Below are 24,942 nucleotides of genomic sequence, written 5' to 3'. Positions count from 1 at the left end.
ACGATGAAGCATACGTCGATCATATCAACTTGGATGGAGGAGCCACGATGGACAGATGGCTGGCCGGTTCTACGGGGCTCCCATGAAGTTACATTGCCGAGCGTATGGTTGGTCGACGCCGCCCGCGCGCATGCGATGCTTGACGACCGATACAATCAAATCCTAAGCAGCGATGAAGTGGGCCGGGCGGAGCGTTTCCATCAACCTGCCCACCGCATCCGTTACAAAGCCTCCCATACGGTACTCCGGATGTTGCTGGCCGGTATTACGCACGCAGATGCGGCAACACTCCGATTTGTCGGCGGGCATCATAACAAGCCTAAATTAACTGATTATCAACGCCCATCGATTACATTTAACCTTTCACATACCGAACACACATCGATGATCGCCGTGGCTGATGGTGCCGGGATAGGTGCTGATATTGAATGGATACGTAGACCCATCGTTATCGACGATATGCTGGCCGCATGCTTTTCGGCCAACGAAATCGATTACATTACCTCTCGACCCGAAGAAGGTATGCGCGATCGGTTCTTCACCTTATGGACACGGAAGGAAGCAATCTTGAAATTGACTGGAGAGGGCATCGGCGAACACCTGCCGCTTTTCGAGGTACTGGACGGCACCTGTGTCGCCGAAAAGGAAATCATCGGTGGTACCCCACCCGATCGGATTTACCTTTATTCGTTCCGTTTAGCCGATGATTACGTAGGATGCTTTGCCACGGCGGAACCAACGGATCTCCGGTCCGTTTATCGGCTATAGGAACGTTACTCCACCCGGTTGCTGCTTTCGGCTCGACCGCTCCCAAATAGCACTTTGCCCTCCTTTAAAGTACCTTATCATGCCTGCGATTACCGCATAGTTCATCACGCAGAAGTAATAGGGGATAAACAGGACTTTCACCCGCAGGGCCCGTTGTTCAAGCACAAAGCCGGCAATCGCACATAGGTAGAAGGCCACTTGGCTATAAAACAACAGGGTATAAACCATTCCCGCTCCACGGGCAAACAAAATGGCATTCAAGATGAAGACCCCAATGAGCAGTAGCGGCGCAACGGTCCACCGCAGTACCCGGTGGCTGATGTATTGGAAGGCCAACAACGGATCGACAAAAGGGTTCGGTGCCCGCTTCAAGCGAACGATTGACTGCATGCCGCCCGCCGCGATACGGATTTTACGCTTGAGCTCCTCTTCGACATTTTCAGATGCCATCTCCGTCGCGTAGGCGCCCGGCTCATACACCACCCGATACCCACGCTCGGCAATACGCATCGAAATCATAAAGTCATCCAACACGGTATCCAATGCGACAGGCTCGTACAACTCCGTGCGGATACTGAACAACTCACCGGCACTACCTACTACCGTATGCAATGCCGAGTCCCACCGTTTTAAGGCTGACTCGTACTTCCAATAAAACCCCTCCCCTGCGGCACTTGCATCAGCCTTTTCGTCCGCATGCACCCGCTTCTCACCAGCGACCGCACCGACGCGGGCATCCGCGTAATTGGCACATATTTCCAACACGGCATTGGGATTTAACAGGGTATTCGCATCTGTGAAAATAACGACCTCGGTAGTTACTTGCTCCATTGCACGATGCACTGCCGCTATCTTGCCACCGCGGGCATCCATATGTAACAAATTGATTTCCGGAAACTTACGAACGAGTTCAGGCGTCTCATCGGTAGATCCATCCGTCACAAAGAAACAGCTTAATTTACCTTCCGGGTATTCCAACGCTAGTGTATTACGGATTTTTTCTTCGATAACAGCAGCTTCGTTGTAAGCGGCCACAATGAGCGTACACGTCGGTAGCCTCGCCTTACCGTTATGAGCGCCGTCCCGTTGCACCGGCTTGCGCGGTGCAACTAGCCGTTTCAACCGATATAGGATGTAAAGTACCATCCCATAGCCGATATAGGTATATCCAATGATAAATAAACTGATCCAAAAAATAATCTCCATCGTTTCCGCTTTTTACGAATAACGGCACGAAAGTATCAATTTATCCGTTGCGACCGGACAATTTACGAGCAGTGCCCGACTTAAAAATGCAAACCGTGGCTTTTTTCCGACATGAATACCCGCCAAGCCCGGCGGTCCATCTCAAAGGTAAGGTCCGATTCATCCAAATGGCCGATGGGTATCCAACGAAACGACTGGTCAATTGCCCTTCCTGCTTCAAAATCGAACGCCTTGCGACCGAACCGGCCCTGCAACGGCGTTTTATTCTTGACGAGGTAATACACCGCAAGGACCTGGCTGTCGTTGAATGCCGATTTTACGAACACGTCGGTGGTATGGATGTGCCGCAGCACCGTAATGTCGGCGCCGCATTCTTCGTTGAACTCCCGGATAAGCCCGTCCAAAAGCCCCTCGCCGTATTCAAGGCCGCCCCCTGGGAATTTGCTAAATTCCATGCCGTATTCACGCTCATCGCTGATCAGGACTTCTTGGTGTTCGTTAATCAATATGCCGTAAACACGTATGTTAAAATGACCATTCATCGTAGGGGTATTTTTCATTCCATGGGAACGTACAACCGCCCAAAATTACGGTTAAATTATGATTCTTGTCATATTTTAAATATAATCGGATGGTTAAAAAAAGATTATCAACCCATTTGATTATCTTTGCATTGACTATGCAATTGACACAACAAATACCCGAAGGATCACGGAAAGAAGTGATGGCGTATCTGGAGCCGTTCATGCTCAATGACATGGCTGAATACCTAAAGCCTGTGGAACAAATGTGGCAACCTGCAGACCTGCTCCCCGACTCGTCTAGAGACACGTTTTTCGAAGAAGTAAGGGACTTACAGGAAAGTGCCCGGGAGCTGTCATATGATTTGGTTGCGGTGTTAATCGGCGATACGATCACCGAAGAAGCTTTACCTACGTACGAGTCGTGGCTCACCATGGTAGAAGACGTCAACAAAAACGAACAAGGCGGATGGATGAAATGGGTACGTGCATGGACTGCCGAAGAAAACCGGCACGGCGATTTGCTCAACAAATACCTTTACCTCTCCGGCCGCGTAAACATGCGGGAAATGGAGATCTCTACCCAATATCTCCTCCAAGATGGCATTGAAATCGGGACGGGCAACGACCCTTACCGTAACTTCATTTATACCTCTTTCCAGGAACTGGCCACCAACGTATCGCACAGGCGGGTAGCTGCTTTCTCAAAAAAGGATGGCGACAAGCTGTTGGCAAAAATGTGCGGTGTGATTGCGGCTGATGAGGCGCGCCACGCGAAAGCGTATATGTCTTTTATTTCCAAAGCCATGGAAGTTGACCCTAGCGAAGTGATGCTGGCATTCGAGGACATGATGCGCAAGAAAATCGTGATGCCTGCCCACATGCTGCGCGAGTCGGGCGAACCGCAGGGAGAGGCATTTACCCATTTTTCAGACGCTGCCCAACGGCTTGGCGTATATACCGCGGTAGATTACGTCGATATTCTCAAAGAATTGCTCCGCGAATGGAAGGTCGAGTCTGTCAAAGAATTAAATGAAGCTGGCGAACGCGCCCGAGACTACCTCGTTCGTCTACCCGACCGATTGCTTCGCCTGGCCGATCGGATGAAAATCCCGGAGAAAAATTACAGTTTCAAGTGGATACATGCGCGGTGACGTGTTATCCTCCCATCAATTTACTTAGTTTTAGGTAACCGGGGTGCAGTTCATCCTCGGGTCGGGTGGGACCACCTGTTCCAACCACAACCGTATATTTTTCTTTCAAACGAGAGGCAAGCACTTCTTCAATCTCGTAAACGTCGTCCACGTCGATGCCGTATTTATCATCGATATGGGATGAAAGTTGGTGTTTCCAAAATGTTTGTTCCTTCGCCTGCTTAATCGCATCGGCGGCAGTTGCGCCTACCGAAAGGCATTTATAATGGTATTCCTCAAAGTCATTTTCCTTATAACCGCCGAGGTTCACGAAAAACAACTTCCATTGATGGCCACGTTCCGGCAAATCACTTCTCATCATCACCTTAATCGGGCATCCATCCACCACGGTTACTTCGCGCCACGCGTCGATATGGATCTTGCCGGCTGCTTCCGGCCAAAAATCAATGATATCGGGCACCAAGTCTTTCAATGATGTCCCGATTCCGAAGAAAACGTCGTGCTGTTCGGTATGCCTACCGTCGGGTTTGCAGCCAAGCAACAACATGTAGAGTTTTAAATCAGTCATGATCAGATTTTGGAGTTATATATACTTCAGCCATCATGCATCGGGCGCTACCGCCGCCATTTTGTTCAACCGTATCCAACGGGGAATGGATGATGGGATTAAACGATTCCAACAGGCTAACCTGTTCCGGTTGTAGCGAATCGAATGCCTGCGACGACATGACGAGGAAGCGCTTGCCATCTTTGTTTGTAACCTGCAGCATGTTACCCGCAAAGGCAGCCATTTGTGCATGACTGATGGATAGGATGGTTTTACCCGAAGTTTGCAGCGTAGCAACTACCGCTGCGCGATCGGATTGGCCAACAGCTTCGATGTTAATAACGGCATACCGATCGGCCACACACATCATCACGTTGGTATGGTAAATGGCCCTACCCTCCCGGTCCACGGCATCGAAAACAACCGCCCTATAATCCAATTGCCCACAAAATTCCCGCAGCAGCTTTTCGTCGGTCCGGGGCGAACGGCATGCATAGGCCAGCCGGCTTTCACGGTCGAGGACGAAACTACCGGTCCCTTCCAGAAACCGGTTATCGGCTTCGTTGATGCTTAAATCAATTTCCCGTCGTACTAAAAACCGGTCTTTTATGGCGGCGAGCACTTCATACTTACGTTCCAGCCGCCTGTTCTCTGCAAACATAGGATACAGCACCATCGAACCATCGCGATGGAAAGACACCCAATTGTTCGGAAAGATGCTATCCGGCGTATGCGGCTCGGGGCTATCCTGCACTACCAGCACGTCGATACGGTGTTGCCTCAATTTCTCCACCAAGGCGTCGAACTCCCGGACTGCCCGCTGGTGTACGGCGCTGTGGCTTTCTTCAGAGCGCCGCTGGAATGCATTGCTGCCTGCGGTCTGTACGTTGTAGCCGAATCGCGCCGGCCGAATCATCAATAGGGTCATCGCTTTATTTTGTAAGGTCATGCAAGCAGTGTATCAATCGCGCCATAATGGCATACTCATGCAGTGGAAGCCACCCCTGGCCCGCGATAGTTCTGCCGATGGCATCAGTACCAACGTATCGGTCACGTCATCCGCCCTCACCTTACCCGACTCCAGGTCGGCCAACAAATCGGATACGTTTACGACATCAAAGCCGGCCGCCCGGAAGGCCTCCGTGGTTTTATCATTGCGGTCGTAACCCAGTACCACACCCTCCCGAATGGCCAGCAGGTTGCAACTGTCGGTCCATTGCTCGCGGGCATCATAGGGAAATTCATTATTCCCCGACATGATGATGCTGACATCCGCCGGTGCGGCGCCGAGCTCAGCCACGCTGATTTCTGTCAACAAGGCTTCCAGCGATTGGAAATGCCGCGGATTGGACAAATCCCCTTTTTCAAACTGCAAAATCTCCAAATCATCCGCGCGGTGCGGCTGGATACGGAGCGCCCTATGCACGGCATCCGTTTGCGAACCCGCCAGGCCCTGGTTGGAAAAATCACCCAGCATTACCCAGGTATTCCGCTTCACCTGCGTAAAGACGGTATCGATGTGCATGTAATCGCGTTTATGGGGAATCTTGATAATGGTGGCCCGCTGTACCACATCCCGTTCAAACAGGCGCTGCACCGCCTGGGCCGCTGCCTCTCGGGTGGTACGCTCACTCACCCCGATCAGCACATGGTCGGGGCTAACCACCATCACATCGCCCCCTTCCAATGTTACCCGCTCCACATCGGCATCGTTGGGCAAAAGGAAGTGATGTTGCGTATCGGTGAGTTCAATCACCTTGTCGTGGCAGGAAGCAAAAACAGGATGGTGATAAAAAATATACTTGGCAAGCAACGCCTCCCGCTTGCGAGCTTCTTTCATCGGCTTATTAAGCAGGATATGGTCATTGATGACGATGCCGATATCACGGGTAAAGATAAAGTTGGGAATGGGCGGAAAGATCATCTCGCGTTCATCGGGTGTGCCGCTGAAAAATACCCGCGCCAGCATGGCCGGCGCATATCCCATCAGCTCGCGTTGCACATCGTAGCTACACGCCTCTATCGCACAGACCGAGGCGACCAGCTGGCTTTTGATGGATGTGTCTGTGAGGATATCCGCAAGTAAGACCTGCAACTCGATCACGTGCTGTGAGTTGTAAAAGTCCGGGTGGTCGGGCTTAAAAAAGTTTCGATGTTGCTCCGGTGCATCGATATCAACCAACCGGCCCTTTATTTTTTTCTCGTCCAGGAAATACAACAACAATTTGATATAGTAATCGTATTCCTGCCGCCGAATGGTATCCAGGTGTACAATATCTTCAAATAACCAGTCTTGCGCCTTCGAAGGTACAACTTTACCTAAACCACTGTCGGGGCTATGTACCAGGACTTTTCTCAATCGGCCCGTTTCGGAAGAGACATGGATGGTATCGGTATAATGCTTCATAATGGTGCTTCTAAAAAACGCAAGATACAAAATTCGCTTGACCGAAAGTCGGTTTACAGGTATACGATTTGGGTTGTGCACGCCGAAAATTTAGACGCAGATGAACTTAGTTGAACCGAAATAGACTTACTTGCACTTCGGAATCGATCACTTGCGAAGCGGAAACCGTTGCTTCCGGTAGGGAACCGATCACTTGCGAAGCGGAAACCGTTGCTTCCGGTAGGGAACCGATCGCTTGCGAAGCGGAAACCGTTGCTTCCGGCAGGGAACCGATCGCTTGCGAAGCGGAAACCGTTGCTTCCGGTAGGGAACCGATCGCTTGCGAAGCGGAAACCGTTGCTTCCGGCAGGGAACCGATCGCTTGCGAAGCGGAAACCGTTGCTTCCGGTAGGGAACCGATCGCTTGCGAAGCGGAAACCGTTGCTTCCGGTAGGGAACCGATCGCTTGTGAAGCGGAAACCGTTGCTTCCGGTAGGGAACCGATCGCTTGCGAAGCGGAAACCGTTGCTTCCGGTAGGGAACCGATCGCTTGCGAAGCGGAAACCGTTGCTTCCGGCAGGGAACCGATCGCTTGCGAAGCGGAAACCGTTGCTTCCGGTAGGGAACCGATCGCTTGCGAAGCGGAAACCGTTGCTTCCGGCAGGGAACCGATCGCTTGCGAAGCGGAAACCGTTGCTTCCGGTAGGGAACCGATCGCTTGCGAAGCGGAAACCGTTGCTTCCGGTAGGGAACCGATCGCTTGTGAAGCGGAAACCGTTGCTTCCGGTAGGGAACCGATCGCTTGCGAAGCGGAAACCGTTGCTTCCGGTAGGGAACCGATCGCTTGTGAAGCGGAAACCGTTGCTTCCGGTAGGGAACCGATCGCTTGCGAAGCGGAAACCGTTGCTTCCGGTAGGGAACCGATCGCTTGTGAAGCGGAAACCGTTGCTTCCGGTAGGGAACCGATCGCTTGCGAAGCGGAAACCGTTGCTTCCGGTAGGGAACCGATCGCTTGTGAAGCGGAAACCGTTGCTTCCGGTAGGGAACCGATCGCTTGCGAAGCGGAAACCGTTGCTTCCGGTAGGGAACCGATCGCTTGCGAAGCGGAAACCGTTGCTTCCCGCACGGAAACGATTACTTCGTGAGCGAAAAATAGCACGTGGCACGATCTCAATAAGTGGGTAAGTTAGGGTTTTTAAGTTTCGATAATAAGCTTAATGTCCGCTATGATTTGCAGTGCTATCGCCTCCGCCCGCTCCGGTGTTGGACCTTCCGAGTAGATTCGGATAATCGGTTCGGTATTCGACTTACGTAAGTGTACCCACTCTTCATCGAAATCGATTTTCAGCCCGTCAATCGTACTGTGGGGTACATCTTTATATTTTTGCTGCATAGCGGCCAGCAACCCATCGATGTCTAATCCGGGAGTAAGGGATATTTTATTCTTAGACATGTAGTACTGCGGATAGCTTGCCCTTAATTCGGAGATACGCTTGCCGCTTTTGGCCAGGTGCGTGAGGAAGAGTGCAATACCGACGAGGGCGTCCCTTCCGTAGTGTGTGGCAGGGTAGATGACGCCACCATTCCCTTCACCACCGATTACCGCGCCCACTTCCTTCATTTTTGTGACCACATTCACTTCGCCTACGGCGGCGGCGTGGTATTCCGCACCCCTGCTGATGGTTACATCGCGCAATGCCCGCGTAGACGAGAGGTTGGAGACGGTATTCCCCGGTGTATGTTGAAGCACATAGTCGCTCACAGCCACCAAGGTATATTCTTCGCCAAACATCTTGCCGTCTTCCATTACAAAGCAGAGCCGGTCTACATCCGGATCTACCGCGATGCCCATATCGGCCTTTTTTTCCACTACCAACGCCGACAAATCCGTCAGGTTTTCTGCAAGGGGCTCGGGGTTATGCGGAAACAATCCGTTGGGTTCACAATGGATCTTATAAACCGTTTCCACACCGAGCGCCACCAATAAAGCGGGTACGAAAATCCCCCCGGTAGAGTTGACCGCATCAACGGCTATGGCAAAACCCGCCTTTCGTATGGCATCCGGGTCTACCAGCGGCAACGACAAAATCTGATCGATGTGCTTTTGCAAATAGCTGTCGTCGGTGGTAACCTTGCCCAAGCCATCCACCGTAGCAAAATCGATATCCAAGCGTTCACCGATTTCAAGCACGTGCTTACCCGCAGCGTCGTCAATAAATTCCCCTTTGGCATTCAGTAGCTTCAGTGCATTCCATTGCCCGGGGTTATGGCTAGCGGTGAGGATGATGCCCCCGGCAGCCCGCTCTGCCGGAACGGCAATTTCCACCGTCGGCGTAGTGGAAAGCCCCAAGTCGACCACATCCATCCCGATGCTCTGCAAAGTCCCAACCACCAGGTTCCGCACCATATCGCCCGACACCCGCGCGTCACGCCCGACAACTACCTTTTTAGACGCCGATTGCTGTTGGATCATGCGGCCGAATGCAGCCGTAAACTTAACGACGTCTATCGGTGTCAATGCCTCACCCGGCCTCCCGCCAATGGTTCCCCGTATGCCTGAAATTGATTTGATTAATGTCATGTGAAATATCGAATTTGAGTTCGTAAAAATAGGAATATTGTTCGGCATTCTAAATTTCGCGAACATCATGGGAATTTGGAAATTATTTTTACTTTTGTTGCAACTTTGTTTAATTTATATGATCGACCAACTTATTTCGTTCGACCAAGATGCGTTCCTAGCCATCAACCAAGGATTGAGCAATGCGTTTTTCGACTGGTTGATGCCTATTTTGCGGAATCGGTATACCTGGGCACCGCTCTACCTATTTATTATTATTTTCTGCATCCGGAACTACAAAAAAAACGGGTTATATATCATCGCTTTCCTGCTGATTACCTTCGGCATTACCGACCATGTGTCTTCCTCTATTATCAAGAAATCGGTAGAGCGGGTGCGGCCTTGCCGGGATGTGGAGTTTAAAGACCAAGTAAATGTCTTGGTGCGATGCAGTGGTGGTTATAGTTTCACCTCGTCGCATGCGGCAAATCATTTTGCAATTGCGGTGGCACTGATTATGGTCTTTTACCGAAGGTGGAAACACATTCTATGGCTCGGGCTCTCTTGGGCCGCCGTCATTAGCTTTGCACAGGTCTATGTGGGGGTCCACTATCCATTGGATATCATCGGGGGAGCTTTATTGGGTAGTACCATTGGATACCTTACCGGTTTGGGGTTTCGCTACCTGATTCCTAATCTTACACCCGTCAAAAACGAAGCATGAGTGCCGTTGCAATCATTACCATCTTATTTGTCTCTGCGTTTACAAGTGGGGTATCGGTGTTTTTTGTAAAGCGCGATAACACCCGTCTGTTGAAGCTTGTCCTTTCTTTCAGTGGAGCTTACCTATTTTCCATCACCGTACTTCACTTGATACCGGAGGTTTACCATATCCACAGTGCACACGACCACACCATCGGTTTGTTTGTCCTATTGGGATTCCTCTTGCAGCTTGGCTTAGAGCAGCTTTCGCACGGTATCGAACATGGCCACATCCACCATTCGGAAAAAAGCCATGGTATATTTCCGTTAGGGATCATGATAAGCCTGTGTCTCCATGCCATATTGGAAGGGATGCCATTGGCGGGCAGCCAACAGGGTGCACTGACATTCGGCATCGCTCTCCACCATGTTCCGGCGGCCTTTGCACTTGGCAGCCTGTTGCTCAACACATCGCTTTCCAAAAAAAACATTACCCTGTTGTTGACCGTATTTGCCCTGATGACGCCGTTGGGCTACCTCGTCAGCAAGGCCATTAGCTCAGGCGGAATGGGCCACATTGATCAATATTTTGATCGTATCATGGCGGTGGTCATCGGCATTTTCCTCCATATTTCCACAACGATCTTATTTGAATCCGGATCAGCGGACCACCATAAATTCAACAAGAGGAAAATGATTGCCGTTATATTGGGTATTGCTGTTTCCTTGCTAAACTTCCTGGTTCACCCCCATGCGCATTAGGCAAAAATGATCAATCGCTAATTTCGGTATCCCCGCAATTTGTCCAATAGGCTATTCAATACCTGGCATTCTGCGTCGGTAATATTTTCCTGGAGAACATCCATCATCAGCATAGGTTCGTCGAGGTCTGCCAAGGTTTCCAACCCCTTCGGCGTAATCGTTACGTCGACGGCGCGGCGATCCTTGGTACACCGGCCCTTGGAGACCAACCCTTTGGAGACCAGCCGATCAACGATACGGGATACGTCCGGTGTCCTGTCGAGCATGCGCTCCTTGAGCAGTCGGTTGGTAGCCGGGGCGGGATACTGTCCACGTAGGATGCGGAGTATGTTGTACTGTTGAAGTGTAATTTTATGCGTACTTGCCCGTTTTTCTAGCATACCAGCTATCCAATTGCTGGTGAATACGATATTGAGTGTTGCCTTATGCCGCTCATTGTAGAATTTGCGCGTTTGGATTTCGTCTTCGATCTTCATCCGAGTAAGTCTTTCTTCATCAACGATTCACTTGGATTAGGTGTCAGCGATCCCATCAATTTCAAGAAGGTTTTCACTGCCTCCTTCTTTTTATCGGTATACTGATAATCGATGTTTTCCATTAAATATTGGCGATAATCGAAGTCGATCCGGGCGGGCAGTCCGGCAATCACCATATCCCGTTGGCTTAGCCCATAGGCCAAAGCCTCATTGAAGGCTTGGATAAAAGCCGATTTCATCGGCTTGTTGGCCACCCACACGGCAAAGGTAAAAGGCAATCCGGTAAATTCACGCCAATGCCACGACAGGTCGTACACGTAAGGATGTGCGTGTTGTTTTCCGAATGTACGGTCGCCTATTTCCACGTACGCGTCCGCCTCCCCTTCCACCATTACTACGCCGTCGTTCTTCCAGTGGTAACGTAATAGTACCCGCGCCAGTGCGTTGGAAGTCCTGGACTGGCTATCCAAGCGGAGCGATGTGATGGCCGAGATGGGCTTTTCGCTGTAGATAAAAACAGAATTTACCGCACCGGTAGCACCTAGGCAGTAATCGGAGACAACTTCTGCCTGCGGGATATCTGGCAATGCCGCTACCGGCACGATACCCAAGTCTGCATGGCCATGGATTAACTTATGGGCGCACACACTGGGTATATCAAGGCTCAGTAAAATTTCCTCGATTACGGGCGAATGTTGAAGCCCGTATATAAATGGCAACGTGTTGGTGTATGACACCGCCGATACCTTTACCTTTTCCATCATCATCTTATTCAACCAGCAATCCCGCTAAATGTTCCACGTTATAGGCATCTGCCATGGAAAACGTTTTACCATTGTATTGCATTTTGTACAACGCCGTGTTCGTGTGGGGAAAATCATCCATCAAAGCAACGTCTAGGTCCGTAAGCCAACAGAGCAATACACGCATCGCCCGGCCATGCATGCATATCAATATGGTCTTTTCGTTCGGATGGGACAGTATGTAGTCAAACGCTTCGCGTTGCCTAGCCACCAATTGGTTGGGGGTTTCCCCGCCTTCCACCGCACAATCCAGTTCTCCCAGCCGCCAGCGCGTGGTCAGATCAACAAATCCAGCCATGATATCGGGGGTCTGTTCCTTCCCTTCGTAGATGCCCCAGCCGATCTCATCGAGCCCAGCCAACGGCTCTGTAGGTATACCGGTAAATGGAGCCACGGTTTGATGCGTGCGCAATAACGTCGATGTGTAAATCTTGTCGAAACGGACATCGCGGTAGTGGGCATGAAATGCGTCGGCTTGCCGCTTTCCCATCTCATTCAATGGCGAATCAATCCCCCTTCCCTGCACGATTCCCTTTAAGTTGAGATCCGTTTGACCGTGGCGAATAATGTAAAGTGTTTTTTCCAAAAATCTATTGCTATTTATCGTTCAATACAGGTAATTGATAATACCGCCCTTGTTTGTCGGCAGCCTCGTCGTCAAAAACCACTTCGTTGTAGTCTGTAATAACATTATATAAGGTATCCCGCTCAATGGGGTGTCTACCTGCTTGTTTAATCAATTCCACCAGTTCCCGCGTGGTCATTGCTGGGTGCTGTTCCTCTGCGCCGGCCATGGAATAAATCTTCGTGGTATCATCGAGCGTTCCGTCGATATCATTTACGCCAAAACTCAACGACAATTGGGCGGTTTCCCTGCTGATCATTGCCCAATAGGCTTTGATATGTGGGAAATTATCCAAATAAATACGGCTGACGGCGTAATTGCGAAGGTCTTCCACCACCGTCGACTCCGGCACGTGTGCCATCTGGTTGTCCTTGTTCCGGAACTTCAGTGGAATGAACGTTTGGAAGCCATTCGTCTTATCCTGCAGTTTCCTCAGCCGCTCCATGTGGTCCACACGGTGCCAATATTCCTCGATATGCCCGTATAACATGGTCGCGTTGGAGTGCATCCCCAGCTTATGCCATTCTTCATGGATCTGCAGCCATTGCTCGGCATTGCATTTATCCTTTGCTATCTGTTCCCGTATCTCCGGATGGAAAATCTCGGCACCGCCGCCCGGCATCGACTCCAGGCCGGCGTCTTTCATCATGGCCATACCGGTTGCATAATCAACCTTTGCCTTCTTGAAAATATAATGGTACTCTACAGGCGTGAGTGCCTTCACGTGTAGGTTGGGGCGGTGTTTCTTGATGGCAGCAAACAAGTCCATGTAGAACTGCATGTTATACTGCGGCAATACCCCCCCTACGATGTGGACTTCCGTAACCGGTTCGTCGTCGTATGATTTTACGACATCGAGCATTTCTTCCATCGTTGCTTCCCACCCGTCTGCCCGTTCTTTGATGAGGCGCGAATAGGAGCAGAATTTACAGTCGTACACACAAAGGTTGGTTGGCTCAATGTGGAAGTTCCTGTTAAAATAGGTCGAATCGCCGTGCCTCCGTTCCCGGATGGCGTTTGCCAACACGCCCAAATACCCTAACTCGCCGCGCTTATAGAGCAACACCCCCTCCGCCTGATCAATCCGCTTACCATCACGAACCTTGGCGGCAATGGCTTTCAAATCATCGTCCAGATTTTTGTCTTCAAGAAGAAAAGTGAGCTTTTTCTCGGCGTCCATACCTTGATATCTTTGAGAGCAAAAATAGCGAAAAAGCCCATGGCATCCAAGTCATGGAATTGCCATATCGGCGGCTCATTCCCCAAATTGTTGCATTTCTATCAATCGTTTGTAAAGGCCATCGTTAGCCAGCAATTGCTGGTGGTCTCCTTCTTCAACAATGCGCCCGGCTTCCAATACCACAATTTTATCCGCATTCTGGATGGTACTCAACCGGTGGGCTATCACCAGCGTTGTGCGATTTTGCATCAATTTAGCCAGCGCTTCCTGTACCAATTTCTCCGATTCCGTATCCAGGGCAGAGGTTGCCTCGTCGAGCAACAGGATGGGCGGATTTTTTAAGACCGCGCGGGCGATGCAAATCCGCTGGCGCTGGCCACCCGACAGCCGCACACCTCGGTCGCCGATAACCGTATCATAGCCATTTTCCATCTCCAAGACAAACTCGTGCGCATTGGCAATGCGGGCGGCCGCTATCACCGTTTCCCTATCTGTGGTTGCCGAAGAGAAAGCGATGTTGTTGAATATCGTATCGTTAAACAAAAAAGAGTCTTGGTTCACCAATCCGATCATCGATCTCAAATCGTTTGTTACCAAATCCTTAATATTCACACCATCAACCAACACTTCGCCTCTCTTCACATCGATAAACCGTGGAATCAAATCCATCAACGTAGACTTACCACCACCTGACGGGCCCACCAATGCAACCGTCTGTCCCTTTGGTATTTCGAGATCGATATCTTTAAGTATTTCGCGCTCGCCGTAAGAAAAGCTTACATTGGACAACCGGATACTTTCGGAAAACGTCGATATGGTTTTCGCATCCGGCCGATCGGGCAGCAAATTCTCTTGGTCGATCAAATCCAATACACGCTCGCCTGCTGCGATCCCGGAGTGGATGTTGCTGAATGAATCCGTCAGTGCCTTTGCCGGACGCATCACTTGCGAGAACAACGCGATATAACCGATAAAGGCTGCGGCGCTGAGTTCCTCCGAACCGCTCAACACCAGGTTACCGCCATAAAGCAAAACAATAGCTACCATAGCCACGCCCAACAACTCGGATACGGGTGAGCCCAATTGCTGGCGGCGCACCATTCGCTTGCTTATTCTGGAGAAACGTATATTCTCATCGTGGAACTTCTTTTTGATGAACGCCGTTGCATTGAAAGCCTTGATAATCTTAACCCCCGATAACGCTTCATCCAGGTAACTGATCATATTGCCGTATACCTGCTGGGCTTTCGTGGCTTGTGCCTTTAACCGCTTTACAATACGGGAAATCACAAAAGCCGATACAGGAACCACCAAGATGGCAAATAACGTCAGTTTTGCCGAAATCAGAAACAAGACGATCATATAAGCCAACAGGGTGAGCGGTTCTTTGAAAATGACCTGCAACGTGGCGGTCACGGAAAACTGGACTACTTGGACGTCTGAAGCAATTTTCGAGATGATATCCCCTTTGCGCTGGCTGTTGAAATAACCAACATGCAGGTCCATCACGTTATCGAACACTGCTTTCCGGAGGTTCAGCAATGTATGGATACGGAGGTTCTCCATGATGCGTTGGGAAAGGTATCGGAATGCGTTGCTCAGCAAAACGGACCCAATAATAACCAGACAAACCCGTTGCAATGCCCCATACGGCCCGTAATGTTCAGCCGCCAGTTGCGCGTAATAATTAAAATTATCACCTATATCCCAAGTGGTGGGTTTTACCAGCAATTCACCACTCGCATCATCCGTGTTAAACAGGGTATGCAACAGTGGGATAATAAGCGCTAGATTCAGTGTGGCGAAGAGAACACTTAGTAAGGTAGTGACGGCATAGGGAATTGCAAATTTCCCAAGGGGCTTGGCGTATGATAATAATCGAAAATATGTCTTCATCAACTGCTCAACAAGTTGCAAAGCTACCAAAAAAGAAAGGTTAGCCGAAAAAAGCCAACGCTATTATTGGATGGTTTTGCTTAATTTAGTCGCCTAAACGTAAAAAAATGCAGATACAGGTTGCCAATCGGCTTCAACATACCGAGGAGTACTATTTTTCGAGAAAGCTCCGTGAAATCGAGGCATTGAACCAAACCGGCGAAAAAGTAATCAATTTGGGCATCGGGAGTCCTGACTTACCCCCCCATCCGTCCGTTATAGACACGTTGCACGCCTATGCGTCCCAGCCGGATACACACGGTTACCAAAACTACAAGGGCATATTGCCGTTGCGACAGGCCATTGCCAATTGGTATAGCGATTGGTATGGCGTGTCGCTTGATCCGAATATCCACGTTCTTCCGCTTATCGGCTCGAAAGAAGGTATTGTACACGTATGCATGACCTATCTGCAGGAAGGCGATGAGGCGCTTTTCCCCAATCCCGGATACCCGGCATATAGTGCCGCTGTCCGCTTGAGCGGTGCAACGGGCATCCCTTATGAGTTGGAAGAAAAAAACGGCTGGCTGCCTGATCTCGATGAATTGGCAAAACAGGACCTCAGCAATGTGAAAATGATGTGGCTGAATTACCCCCACATGCCGACAGGTACGTCGGCGACAGCCGCATTTTTCAAGGAAGTGGTCGCTTTTGCGAAGCAATACCATATCCTGCTTTGCCACGACAATCCGTACAGCTTTATATTAAACGACCGACCGCAAAGCCTGCTCGCTACCGAAGGGGCGATGGATGTGGCCATTGAACTCAATTCATTGAGCAAATCGTCTAACATGGCCGGCTGGCGCGTGGGCATGCTCGTTGGTGCAGAGGCCCGCATCCGGGAGATTATCCGATTTAAGAGCAACATGGATTCGGGGATGTTCTTCCCAGCGCAAATGGCCGCCGCGAAGGCGTTGTCGCTGGGACGCGAGTGGTATGACGGACTGAACGCCAGCTACCGTAGCCGGCGCGAAAAGGTGTACCAACTATTGGATATATTGGGATGCACCTATAGCCGACAGCAGGTAGGTCTATTCGTTTGGGCAAAAATCCCTGCCTCCTACCTCGATGGATATGCATTGAGTGACTCGGTGCTCCGGCAATCGAGGGTATTCATCACACCCGGGGGCATTTTCGGTGATCGGGGGAGTGGCTACATCCGGGTAAGCCTTTGCGCCACCACCGATGTACTTGACAAAGCATATGACCGCTTGGTGAATGCGCAGCTTAAAGAAGCCGATAACATATAATAAACGAAGCATAAAACAGCAATGAATATAGCCATTGTTGGCGTGGGGCTCATCGGAGGGTCCATCGCCATCACGTTGAAAGAAAAAAAAATAACCACGAGGATCGTGGGCGTAGACAAAAGTGAAGCCAACCTCAAAAAGGCACTTCAATTGGGGCTGATTGATGAAGGCATGACGCTCGAAGATGCGTTAGCGGCATGTGAAGTAATCCTACTTACCGTTCCGGTAGACGCCATTCTGGAGCTGCTCCCCCCGCTGCTCGACCAAGTGACAGACCAAGTCGTTATTGATATGGGCTCAACCAAGGAGCGCATATTACAAGCGATAACGGATCACCCGAAGCGGGGTCGCGTTGTCGCTGCGCACCCCATGGCGGGCACCGAATATTCCGGGCCCGAGGCTGCCGTACCCAATTTATTTGCCGGTAAGGTCATGGTCTATGTGGATGCCATGAACAGCGACGAAGACGCCTTCGATATTGTAGACATGATTGCAGAACAGCTGGACATGCAAACGACCTTTATGAGTGCACATGAGCACGATGTGCACACGGCCTATGTATCGCACATTTCGCACATCACCTCGTTTGCCCTGGCCCTCACCGTATTAGAGAAAGAAAAGGCACAGGGCAGGATTTTCGAATTGGCCGGGTCGGGGTTTGAATCCACTGTCCGCCTTGCCAAGAGCTCCCCCGATATGTGGACGCCTATTTTCATGCAAAACCGCGAGAATGTACTTGAAGTGTTACAAGAGCACATCAATCAACTGCAGCACGTACATGACGTACTTAAGGAAGAGGATTACGACGCGTTTTACAAGCTGATTAAGAAATCGAATAAAATCCGCCGGATTTTGAAATAAGGTTTGGCAACATGCACAAAAAAGGGGCATTCACATACGGATGCCCCTTTTTTAGTCCCAGGTCGATTGAATTTCTTTTAGTACTCAAGCACCGTTACCTCGGTCCGCCGGTTGGCTTGGTGCTCTTGGCGGCTACACGGCACGCCATCCGCACAGCGGTTCACCAGTCTGTTTTCCCCGTAGCCCTTGGCCACCATCCGGTCGCGGGCGATGCCCCTTGATACCAGATAATCCACCGCCGATTGCGCCCGCCGCTGCGACAGCGCCTCGTTGTATGCGTTGCTTCCCCGGCTATCCGTATGGCTCGACAGCTCGATCTTCAGTGTCGGGTTGTCGCGCAATGTCCGCACCAATTCGTCCAGTATCGCTGCCGCATCCGGACGGATGTTATGCTTGTCGAAATCGTAATAGATATTTTCCAGCTCGAAGGTCTGCCCCACCTGGAAGATCGGCTCCAACAACAACGCCACTTCCAGCGTGTCGGAGTGAGTGATGCCGTGGGTGCCCACCTTGGCTGAATCGGCATGGTACCCCTCTTTTTGCCCCAATACGGTATAAGACTGATTACGATCGAGCACAAATTCAAACGTACCCGTATCACTGCTGCTCTTCTTAGCAACAATCTCCCGTGTGCCGTCATAAAGTGTCACAGACGTTGCGGCCAAACGCTCGCCCGTGGATTTATCCGACGTGGTCCCTTTCAGGATGATGATGATTTTCGGCTTCTCGAACGAGAACGAATAGATATCGTCGCCGCCTTTGCCCCCGCGCCGGTCTGACGACAAGAACCCACGGTACCCTTCCTCGTCTTCCCCATAGATCAGATAGGCAAAGTCATCGGCGGCACTATTGATCGGATACCTAAGGTTCTCTGGGGTACTCCATCGGGCTTTATCGCCACTGGACTTGAATACATCCAACCCGCCCATGCCGGCGAAGCCGTCGCTTGAAAAATAAAGCGTGCCATCTGGCGCGATATTGGGAAATAGCTCGTCGCCCGAACTGTTGATCGTTGCCCCTGCGTTTACCGGCTGGCTCCACGAATTGTCAGCCTGCCGCTCGCTGTACCAGATATCGGTACCACCTTGCCCTCCGGGCATATCGCTTGAGAAATAAAGCACAGTTTCGTCGGGCGATAATGCGGCGTGTCCTACCGAATAGGCTTTTGCATCGTTGTAGGCGAAGGGTTCGACCGACCAAACACCATCGGTTTCCCTATAGATATACAATTCCAACGTATGGGTGCGGTAGCGACGCCCTGCTTCCTTTTGCAACTCTGCATCCTTGCCCGCATACGTACGTGTTACGTAGCGTGTATTCCCGTCTTTCTCGGCCACCACGGGTCCCATGTGGTATTTCGAATCATTTATCTCAGCCGGCATAACCGTTGGGCTACCCAAGGTCCCGGCGGCCGATAAGGGTGCGGTATATATCCGCAAGAAGGCATTACCCGTCCAGCCATAGGTATTGGACGATGATGCACTGCTGGGTTCACCCGCATAGTATACATCGTCGCCCGATGGGAAAGCGGCAAATTCGGAGTTGGCCGTATTTACCGTTGCTTCATTACGCAACCGGTGCAAAGTCGGTGAGGCCATCCAACGCAATGCCGAATCGCACCCGGCGATTTGTATAGCCACCGCCGGCGCATTCCCAGTCTTATCCGCATATGATTCCAACTGGCGCTTCGCTTCGGCATATTTCCCATTCACCTTTAAGACCTGCCCGTAATGGAGCAGATTCTCGGGTGATGCCTCGTTTCGCTGTACGACACGGGCGTACCAGTTTTCGGCCGATTCATAGTCGTTCATCTGCCAATAGCTGTGGGCCAACCGTTCCAAATCTTGTAAACGCGGGCTACGCGTATCCACGAGTTTGGTATACAATTTCGCTGCGTTTGCATACTCGTACTTTCTGTAGAGTTCGTCGGCACGGTCGCGCAGGCTCGGTTGTTCCTGACCAGTAGCGACATTGATGAACAACATCAATAGACTTAATAACATACTTGCGTATTTTTTTTTCATCTGTCTAAATTTGTTTTTTAATGGTGATGAAGCTATCATGATTTTTCATCTGTGTATAATTTGCTTTTTTAATGGCGATGAAGCTATCAGATTTATTCATTCCCCTGTGTGATTGAATAAATCATGATGGTTTCATTTGTGTTTAACTTCAACGGTATTCAAGATGGCTGAAGCCATTTAGTCATTCCGTTGTGTGATTTTGAAAATCATGATGGTTTCATATCGTTTGCGATTAAAGGAAGATGCATAATTAACACGTTATTTTCGGATATAAACCAATTATGACCGTTAGAAAAACCGCGGGCTGAGGATACGTTGTTCCTTCCGGCCGAAGGTGATACCTAGGGTGATCTCGTGCGAACCGTTCTGCACGCTGCTCAACCGGCTCACGATGTGGTCGTACGAATAGCCGATTCGCAGCGCGTCCGTCACGTAGAGCTGTGTGATCGCCGAAAACGAATTCCGGCCACTCAGGCTGTTGCCGCTCACCCGGTTGTATTCACGCTTGAACACTGTCACCCCAGTGCGCCAGCCCGCTCCCAGCCACAGACGACGGCCGAAGATGAACATCGCATTCACATCCACGCTCGTCGGGCCCTTGAAATCTTCCTTCACCAGCAAACTCGGGCGTAGGTCCAACCCATTGCCCAGGTTGAACAGGGCCCCACCGATGAAGTACATGTGCCGCTTGCGGCGGATGTTGTCCGTGGTGGTGCCGTCCCAGCGGAAGATGTTGTTGCTCTGGTCACCCGAGAGCAGGTCCATCACCGATACCCCCGCATACCATTTCGGGTTGTAATAGTACACCCCGAAGCGCACATCCGGCACCCAGTTGCTAATCTTGCCCGCAGGCAGCACTTGGTCGCCCCCTTCGATCGGGTCCAGCACCGACCCGTCAAGGCTGTACTGCGTAACCCCGGCACCGATTCCGAAGCTCAGGCGCTGCGTATCCCCCTCGTTCAGCCGCAGGCGGAACGCGTAGTTGGCATAGGCCGAAGTGGCCGACTGGGGGCCCAGCTTGTCGGCCGTCACCTGCATCCCCAAACCGTGCCGCTTGTTTGCCGGATCGACAACCCCGTCGATCGAAAGAAGGCCCGTCTGCGGGGCTCCTTCCAAACCCACCCATTGGCTCCGAAGGCCCAGTTGGCCGAACCACTCCTCCTTGTAACCCGTATAGGCCGGGTTCACACTCATCGAATTGAAAATGTACTGCGTGAACTGGATGTTTTGTTGGGCCCGGCTTTCACCGGCCATCATCAAGCAGATCACGAATGCAACTAGTGTTATAATGCGCTTCATAGCCCTTGTTATTTGGGCTACTTCCAACCAACAGCCATTAAGTTGTTGGCTGGAAGTAGTGCCCTTGTTTTTGTTGTATTAACTTATTGCTTTTTTATAAGTACCCATCCTGAGTACCGTTCTTGACGTCCGCCGTCATGGGTGATGATAACATAGTAGTAGGTACCCTCATTCAGCCCTTGCCCACCCCAGTTATTCTGGTAATTATTGTTGCGATACACCTCATTCCCCCAACGGTTCACTACCGTAATCTCTACACGGTCAAAGCCTTCGATGCCCACAATCTCGAACACGTCGTTCCTACCGTCACCGTTTGGCGTGAAAACATTTGGAATCTTGAACGGACGGGCTTCAACGGCCACGGTAATCGTCGCGGTATTAGAAACCAACCCATTCTCATCAGCCACTTCGTAGCGGACGGTACTATTTCCAGTAAAGCCGTTAGCTGGCTCGAACGTGACCACGCCTTGCGCATCGACTGTGTATCGGCCTTCGCCAGGAATGGTAATCGTCGTAGCGCGGTTTCCGGCCTCGTCGATGAGACGTACCGTTGATGGAACAATCGGGCTGCTCCCCGGTTGATCGTTTGCCAGTGCTGTAATTGCAACGGGTTGGCCATACCGGGTGGTCGCCTGGTCATTTGCTGCGGTAGGAGCGATTTCGGCAGCTACACCTTCTACTGTCACCGTGATGGTGGCCGCGTTCGACACTAAGCCGTTTTCATCCTTCACGGTATAGGTGATGGTACTGTTACCCACATATTCCGCATCGGGCGTAAAGGTGACTGCTCCATCGGCACCTACCGTGTAGGTACCCTCGCCCTCGATGGTTACGGTGGTTACCTCGTTTCCTGTTCCCGGTTCAACCAGTCGTACAGTTTGCGGAACAATCGAAGCGCTACCTGCATTGTCATTACTTACTACGTTGATGGTAACCGGATTGCCTCTTTCGGTGCTAGCGGCGTCCGCATTAGCCAACGGACCAAATACGCCGGGCACTTCTATCTCCGTCTCATCCGCAGGCGTATTACCGTCGGGATCTTCCGCAACTACCCGTGCCACGTTGTGTACGCTGCCTTTTTCCACATCGGCCGGTGCAACGGTATATTTCAATTCAAAACTATGCGTACCAGCTGGCGATAGGGTGGCAATTTCACCTTTCCATTCCGGGAAGAGTACATCGGTGGCTACGACATTCGATAAGGTCACATTGCCGATATTGGTAATGGTAAGGGTATAGGTAATCACATCACCAGCAACATTGAACGACTCACGATCGGCTGTCTTGGTGATTTTGATACCACCGTCTTTACCCACCGGCACTTCGACCTCGTCCTCATCCTCTGGATCGCCGGGGTTCCCGCCTTTCACACTCGCCACGTTCAACACGCCACCGTTGTCGATGTCCGCCTGCGTAACCGTGTATTCCAGCTCGAAGGTATGGGTGGCCGCAGGGGCCAATGTCTCGATGCTGCCGCTCCACGTCGGGAACAGCACGTCGGTAACCGTATAGTTCGCCAGCGTCATGTTGCCCGTGTTGGTCACCGTGATCGTGTAGGTAATCGTTTCTCCCGCTGTGGTGACCGTGGCTTTATCAGCTGTCTTGCTTACCGTGATGGCCGGGTTCTTGTCGCTAGGCACCTCGACCTCGTCCTCATCCTCCGGATCGCCGGGGTTCCCGCCCTTCACGCTCGCCACGTTCAACACGCCACCGTTGTCGATGTCCGCCTGCGTAACCGTGTATTCCAGTTCGAAGGTGCGGATTGCCGCAGGGGCCAGTGTCTCGATGCTACCGCTCCACGTCGGGAACAGCACGTCGGTAACCGTATAGTTCTCCAGCGTCACGTTGCCCGTGTTGGTCACCGTGATCGTGTAGGTAATCGTTTCTCCCGCCGTGGTGACCGTGGCTTTATCAGCTGTCTTGCTTACCGTGATGGCCGGGTTCTTGTCGCTAGGCACCTCGACCTCGTCCTCATCCTCTGGATCGCCGGGGTTCCCGCCCTTCACACTCGCTACGTTCAACACGCCGCCGTTGTCGATGTCCGCCTGCGTAACCGTGTATTCCAGCTCGAAGGTGCGGGTGGCCGCAGGGGCCAACGTCTCGATGCTGCCGCTCCACGTCGGGAACAGCACGTCGGTAACCGTATAGTTCGCCAGCGTCACGTTGCCCGTGTTGGTCACCGTGATCGTGTAGGTGATCGTTTCTCCCGCTGTGGTGACCGTGGCCTTGTCGGCTGTCTTGCTTACCGTGATGGCCGGGTTCTTGTCGCTAGGCACCTCGACCTCGTCCTCGTCCTCCGGATCGCCGGGGTTCCCGCCCTTCACGCTCGCTACGTTCAACACGCCACCGTTGTCGATGTCCGCCTGCGTAACCGTGTATTCCAGCTCGAAGGTGCGGGTGGCCGCAGGGGCCAATGTCTCGATGCTGCCGCTCCACGTCGGGAACAGCACGTCGGTAACCGTATAGTTCGCCAGCGTCATGTTGCCCGTGTTGGTCACCGTGATCGTGTAGGTAATCGTTTCTCCCGCTGTGGTGACCGTGGCTTTATCAGCTGTCTTGCTTACCGTGATGGCCGGGTTCTTGTCGCTAGGCACCTCGACCTCGTCCTCGTCCTCCGGATCGCCGGGGTTCCCGCCCTTCACGCTCGCTACGTTCAACACGCCACCGTTGTCGATGTCCGCCTGCGTAACCGTGTATTCCAGCTCGAAGGTGCGGGTGGCCGCAGGGGCCAATGTCTCGATGCTGCCGCTCCACGTCGGGAACAGCACGTCGGTAACCGTATAGTTCGCCAGCGTCACGTTGCCCGTGTTGGTCACCGTGATCGTGTAGGTGATCGTTTCTCCCGCTGTGGTGACCGTAGCCTTGTCGGCAACTTTTGTTATGTGTATAGCTGCATCCTTCGTAATCGCCGTCGTCGCATCGTCGCTCGCATCGCTAACCAACTCGGCCGCATCGAAGGTGAACGTGTTCACGATATCACTGCCATTGTCGATGTGCGACTGCATGGCCGCGTAAGTAACCGTGTATGCCCATGTCTCGTCAACGTCCAGTTCACCGTCATTGTCCGTGTCGCCGGACGGTGCACCTAGGGTCAGATTCGTGCTGGTGCCGTCCTGTGAGACCGCGTCGGTCACCGCGATGCCCGTCAGGCTAACGTTGCCCGTATTCTCAACGGTAATCGTATAGGTAAGGGTCGAAGGTACCGCGATGTTGGTTGCATCGACTACCTTTTCAACGGAAACAGAGGGCGACTGCGTGATGGTCGTTGTTGCGTCGTCGCTCACATCGCTGGTCAGTTCATCCGCATCGAACGTGAACGTGTTCACGATGTCACTGCCGTTATCGATGTGTGACTGCGTGGCCGCGTAAGTAACCGTGTATGTCCATGTCTCGTCAACATCCAGTTCGCCGTCATTGTCTGCGTCGCCGGACGGTGCACCTAGGGTCAGATTCGTGCTGGTGCCGTCCTGCGCAACCGCATCGGTCACAGCGACGCCCGTCAGGCTCACGTTGCCCGTGTTCTCAACGGTAATCGTATAGGTAAGGGTCGAAGGTGCTGAGATGTTAGTTGCATCGACTACCTTTTCAACGCTTACAGAAGCCGATTGTGTAATCGCCGTCGTCGCGTCGTCGCTCACCTCGCTGGTCAGTTCATCCGCACCGAAGGTGAACGTGTTCACGATGTCACTGCCGTTATCGATGTGTGACTGCGTGGCCGCGTAAGTAACCGTGTATGTCCATGTCTCGTCAACATCCAGTTCGCCGTCATTGTCTGCGTCGCCGGACGGTGCACCTAGGGTCAGATTCGTGCTGGTGCCGTCCTGCGCAACCGCATCGGTCACAGCGACGCCCGTCAGGCTCACGTTGCCCGTGTTCTCAACGG

General features: G+C 51.8%; 21 protein-coding genes. 6 read left to right on the top strand and 15 right to left on the bottom strand.

Annotation, left to right across the window (positions count from 1 at the left end; all coding sequences use genetic code 11):
• Positions 1-3 precede the first annotated feature (3 nt).
• Positions 4-768 carry a 4'-phosphopantetheinyl transferase superfamily protein gene (locus ACEVG1_RS20030; protein ID WP_374745507.1) on the top strand — a complete coding sequence of 255 codons (765 nt, stop codon included), beginning with the start codon at positions 4-6 and terminating at the stop codon, positions 766-768.
• Here the strand turns inward: ACEVG1_RS20030 and ACEVG1_RS20025 are convergent.
• On the bottom strand, positions 763-1,974 hold the full coding sequence (locus ACEVG1_RS20025; protein ID WP_374745506.1) for a glycosyltransferase family 2 protein: 1,212 nt from the start codon (positions 1,972-1,974) through the stop codon (positions 763-765). The two genes, ACEVG1_RS20030 and ACEVG1_RS20025, sit on opposite strands and share 6 nt — an antisense overlap.
• An 80-nt stretch (positions 1,975-2,054) precedes the next feature.
• Positions 2,055-2,516: an NUDIX domain-containing protein gene (locus tag ACEVG1_RS20020; RefSeq protein ID WP_374745505.1), complete on the bottom strand. Its 462-nt coding sequence runs from the start codon at positions 2,514-2,516 to the stop codon at positions 2,055-2,057.
• 137 nt (positions 2,517-2,653) lie between these two features.
• Between ACEVG1_RS20020 and ACEVG1_RS20015 the strand changes: the two genes are divergently transcribed.
• Positions 2,654-3,649 carry an acyl-ACP desaturase gene (locus ACEVG1_RS20015; protein WP_374745512.1) on the top strand — a complete coding sequence of 332 codons (996 nt, stop codon included), beginning with the start codon at positions 2,654-2,656 and terminating at the stop codon, positions 3,647-3,649.
• A gap of 4 nt (positions 3,650-3,653) precedes the next feature.
• Here ACEVG1_RS20015 and ACEVG1_RS20010 read toward each other — a convergent pair whose 3' ends face one another.
• From ACEVG1_RS20010 to glmM, 5 genes are all read right to left on the bottom strand, one after another.
• The gene (locus ACEVG1_RS20010) at positions 3,654-4,217 is read right to left on the bottom strand and encodes a DUF1543 domain-containing protein (RefSeq protein WP_374745504.1); all 564 of its coding nucleotides are present in this window, start codon (positions 4,215-4,217) and stop codon (positions 3,654-3,656) included.
• A complete protein-coding gene (ctlX, locus tag ACEVG1_RS20005; protein WP_374745503.1) occupies positions 4,210-5,145 on the bottom strand; it encodes a citrulline utilization hydrolase CtlX in 936 nt (311 codons plus the stop codon). Before ctlX ends, ACEVG1_RS20010 begins: the two co-directional genes overlap by 8 nt.
• Positions 5,146-5,157: 12 nt before the next feature.
• The gene (locus tag ACEVG1_RS20000; protein ID WP_374745502.1) at positions 5,158-6,603 is read right to left on the bottom strand and encodes an arginine deiminase family protein; all 1,446 of its coding nucleotides are present in this window, start codon (positions 6,601-6,603) and stop codon (positions 5,158-5,160) included.
• Positions 6,604-6,709: 106 nt separating this feature from the next.
• On the bottom strand, positions 6,710-7,741 hold the full coding sequence (locus ACEVG1_RS19995) for a hypothetical protein (protein ID WP_374745501.1): 1,032 nt from the start codon (positions 7,739-7,741) through the stop codon (positions 6,710-6,712).
• A 36-nt stretch (positions 7,742-7,777) separates the two neighbouring features.
• Positions 7,778-9,163, bottom strand: a complete 1,386-nt coding sequence (gene glmM, locus ACEVG1_RS19990) for a phosphoglucosamine mutase (protein WP_374745500.1) — start codon at positions 9,161-9,163, stop codon at positions 7,778-7,780.
• Positions 9,164-9,281: 118 nt separating this feature from the next.
• Here glmM and ACEVG1_RS19985 point away from each other — a divergent pair, with 118 nt between their 5' ends.
• Both ACEVG1_RS19985 and ACEVG1_RS19980 read left to right on the top strand, forming a co-directional pair.
• A complete protein-coding gene (locus ACEVG1_RS19985) occupies positions 9,282-9,866 on the top strand; it encodes a phosphatase PAP2 family protein (protein ID WP_374745499.1) in 585 nt (194 codons plus the stop codon).
• A complete protein-coding gene (locus ACEVG1_RS19980; RefSeq protein ID WP_374745498.1) occupies positions 9,863-10,606 on the top strand; it encodes a ZIP family metal transporter in 744 nt (247 codons plus the stop codon). Before ACEVG1_RS19985 ends, ACEVG1_RS19980 begins: the two co-directional genes overlap by 4 nt.
• Positions 10,607-10,623: 17 nt before the next feature.
• Here ACEVG1_RS19980 and ACEVG1_RS19975 read toward each other — a convergent pair whose 3' ends face one another.
• From ACEVG1_RS19975 to ACEVG1_RS19955, 5 genes are all read right to left on the bottom strand, one after another.
• A complete protein-coding gene (locus tag ACEVG1_RS19975; protein WP_374745497.1) occupies positions 10,624-11,082 on the bottom strand; it encodes a MarR family winged helix-turn-helix transcriptional regulator in 459 nt (152 codons plus the stop codon).
• Positions 11,079-11,849 carry a menaquinone biosynthetic enzyme MqnA/MqnD family protein gene (locus tag ACEVG1_RS19970; RefSeq protein ID WP_374745511.1) on the bottom strand — a complete coding sequence of 257 codons (771 nt, stop codon included), beginning with the start codon at positions 11,847-11,849 and terminating at the stop codon, positions 11,079-11,081. Before ACEVG1_RS19970 ends, ACEVG1_RS19975 begins: the two co-directional genes overlap by 4 nt.
• 1 nt (position 11,850) lies before the next feature.
• Positions 11,851-12,471 carry a histidine phosphatase family protein gene (locus ACEVG1_RS19965; protein ID WP_374745496.1) on the bottom strand — a complete coding sequence of 207 codons (621 nt, stop codon included), beginning with the start codon at positions 12,469-12,471 and terminating at the stop codon, positions 11,851-11,853.
• A 10-nt stretch (positions 12,472-12,481) separates the two neighbouring features.
• Positions 12,482-13,690: an aminofutalosine synthase MqnE gene (mqnE, locus tag ACEVG1_RS19960; RefSeq protein ID WP_374745495.1), complete on the bottom strand. Its 1,209-nt coding sequence runs from the start codon at positions 13,688-13,690 to the stop codon at positions 12,482-12,484.
• Positions 13,691-13,765: 75 nt separating this feature from the next.
• The gene (locus ACEVG1_RS19955) at positions 13,766-15,586 is read right to left on the bottom strand and encodes an ABC transporter ATP-binding protein (RefSeq protein WP_374745494.1); all 1,821 of its coding nucleotides are present in this window, start codon (positions 15,584-15,586) and stop codon (positions 13,766-13,768) included.
• Between the two features lie 107 nt (positions 15,587-15,693).
• Here ACEVG1_RS19955 and ACEVG1_RS19950 point away from each other — a divergent pair, with 107 nt between their 5' ends.
• Both ACEVG1_RS19950 and ACEVG1_RS19945 read left to right on the top strand, forming a co-directional pair.
• Positions 15,694-16,875, top strand: coding sequence for a pyridoxal phosphate-dependent aminotransferase (locus tag ACEVG1_RS19950; protein ID WP_374745493.1), 1,182 nt, complete (start codon positions 15,694-15,696; stop codon positions 16,873-16,875).
• A 21-nt stretch (positions 16,876-16,896) separates the two neighbouring features.
• Positions 16,897-17,736, top strand: a complete 840-nt coding sequence (locus ACEVG1_RS19945) for a prephenate dehydrogenase (protein ID WP_374745492.1) — start codon at positions 16,897-16,899, stop codon at positions 17,734-17,736.
• A gap of 77 nt (positions 17,737-17,813) precedes the next feature.
• Here the strand turns inward: ACEVG1_RS19945 and ACEVG1_RS19940 are convergent, their stop codons facing one another.
• From ACEVG1_RS19940 to ACEVG1_RS19930, 3 genes are all read right to left on the bottom strand, one after another.
• Positions 17,814-19,760, bottom strand: coding sequence for an OmpA family protein (locus ACEVG1_RS19940; protein ID WP_374745491.1), 1,947 nt, complete (start codon positions 19,758-19,760; stop codon positions 17,814-17,816).
• A gap of 288 nt (positions 19,761-20,048) precedes the next feature.
• Positions 20,049-21,059, bottom strand: a complete 1,011-nt coding sequence (locus tag ACEVG1_RS19935) for a type IX secretion system membrane protein PorP/SprF (protein ID WP_374745490.1) — start codon at positions 21,057-21,059, stop codon at positions 20,049-20,051.
• 83 nt (positions 21,060-21,142) lie between these two features.
• The coding region (locus ACEVG1_RS19930) for a gliding motility-associated C-terminal domain-containing protein (RefSeq protein WP_374745489.1) at positions 21,143-24,942 on the bottom strand (3,800 nt) is incomplete at its 5' end.

The sequence above is a fragment of the Parapedobacter sp. 2B3 genome (genome assembly GCF_041925275.1).
GTDB classification, from domain to species: domain Bacteria; phylum Bacteroidota; class Bacteroidia; order Sphingobacteriales; family Sphingobacteriaceae; genus Parapedobacter; species Parapedobacter pyrenivorans_A.
The sequence above is the reverse complement of the archived record's forward strand: the minus strand, read 5'-3'. Positions and strand labels throughout refer to the sequence as shown.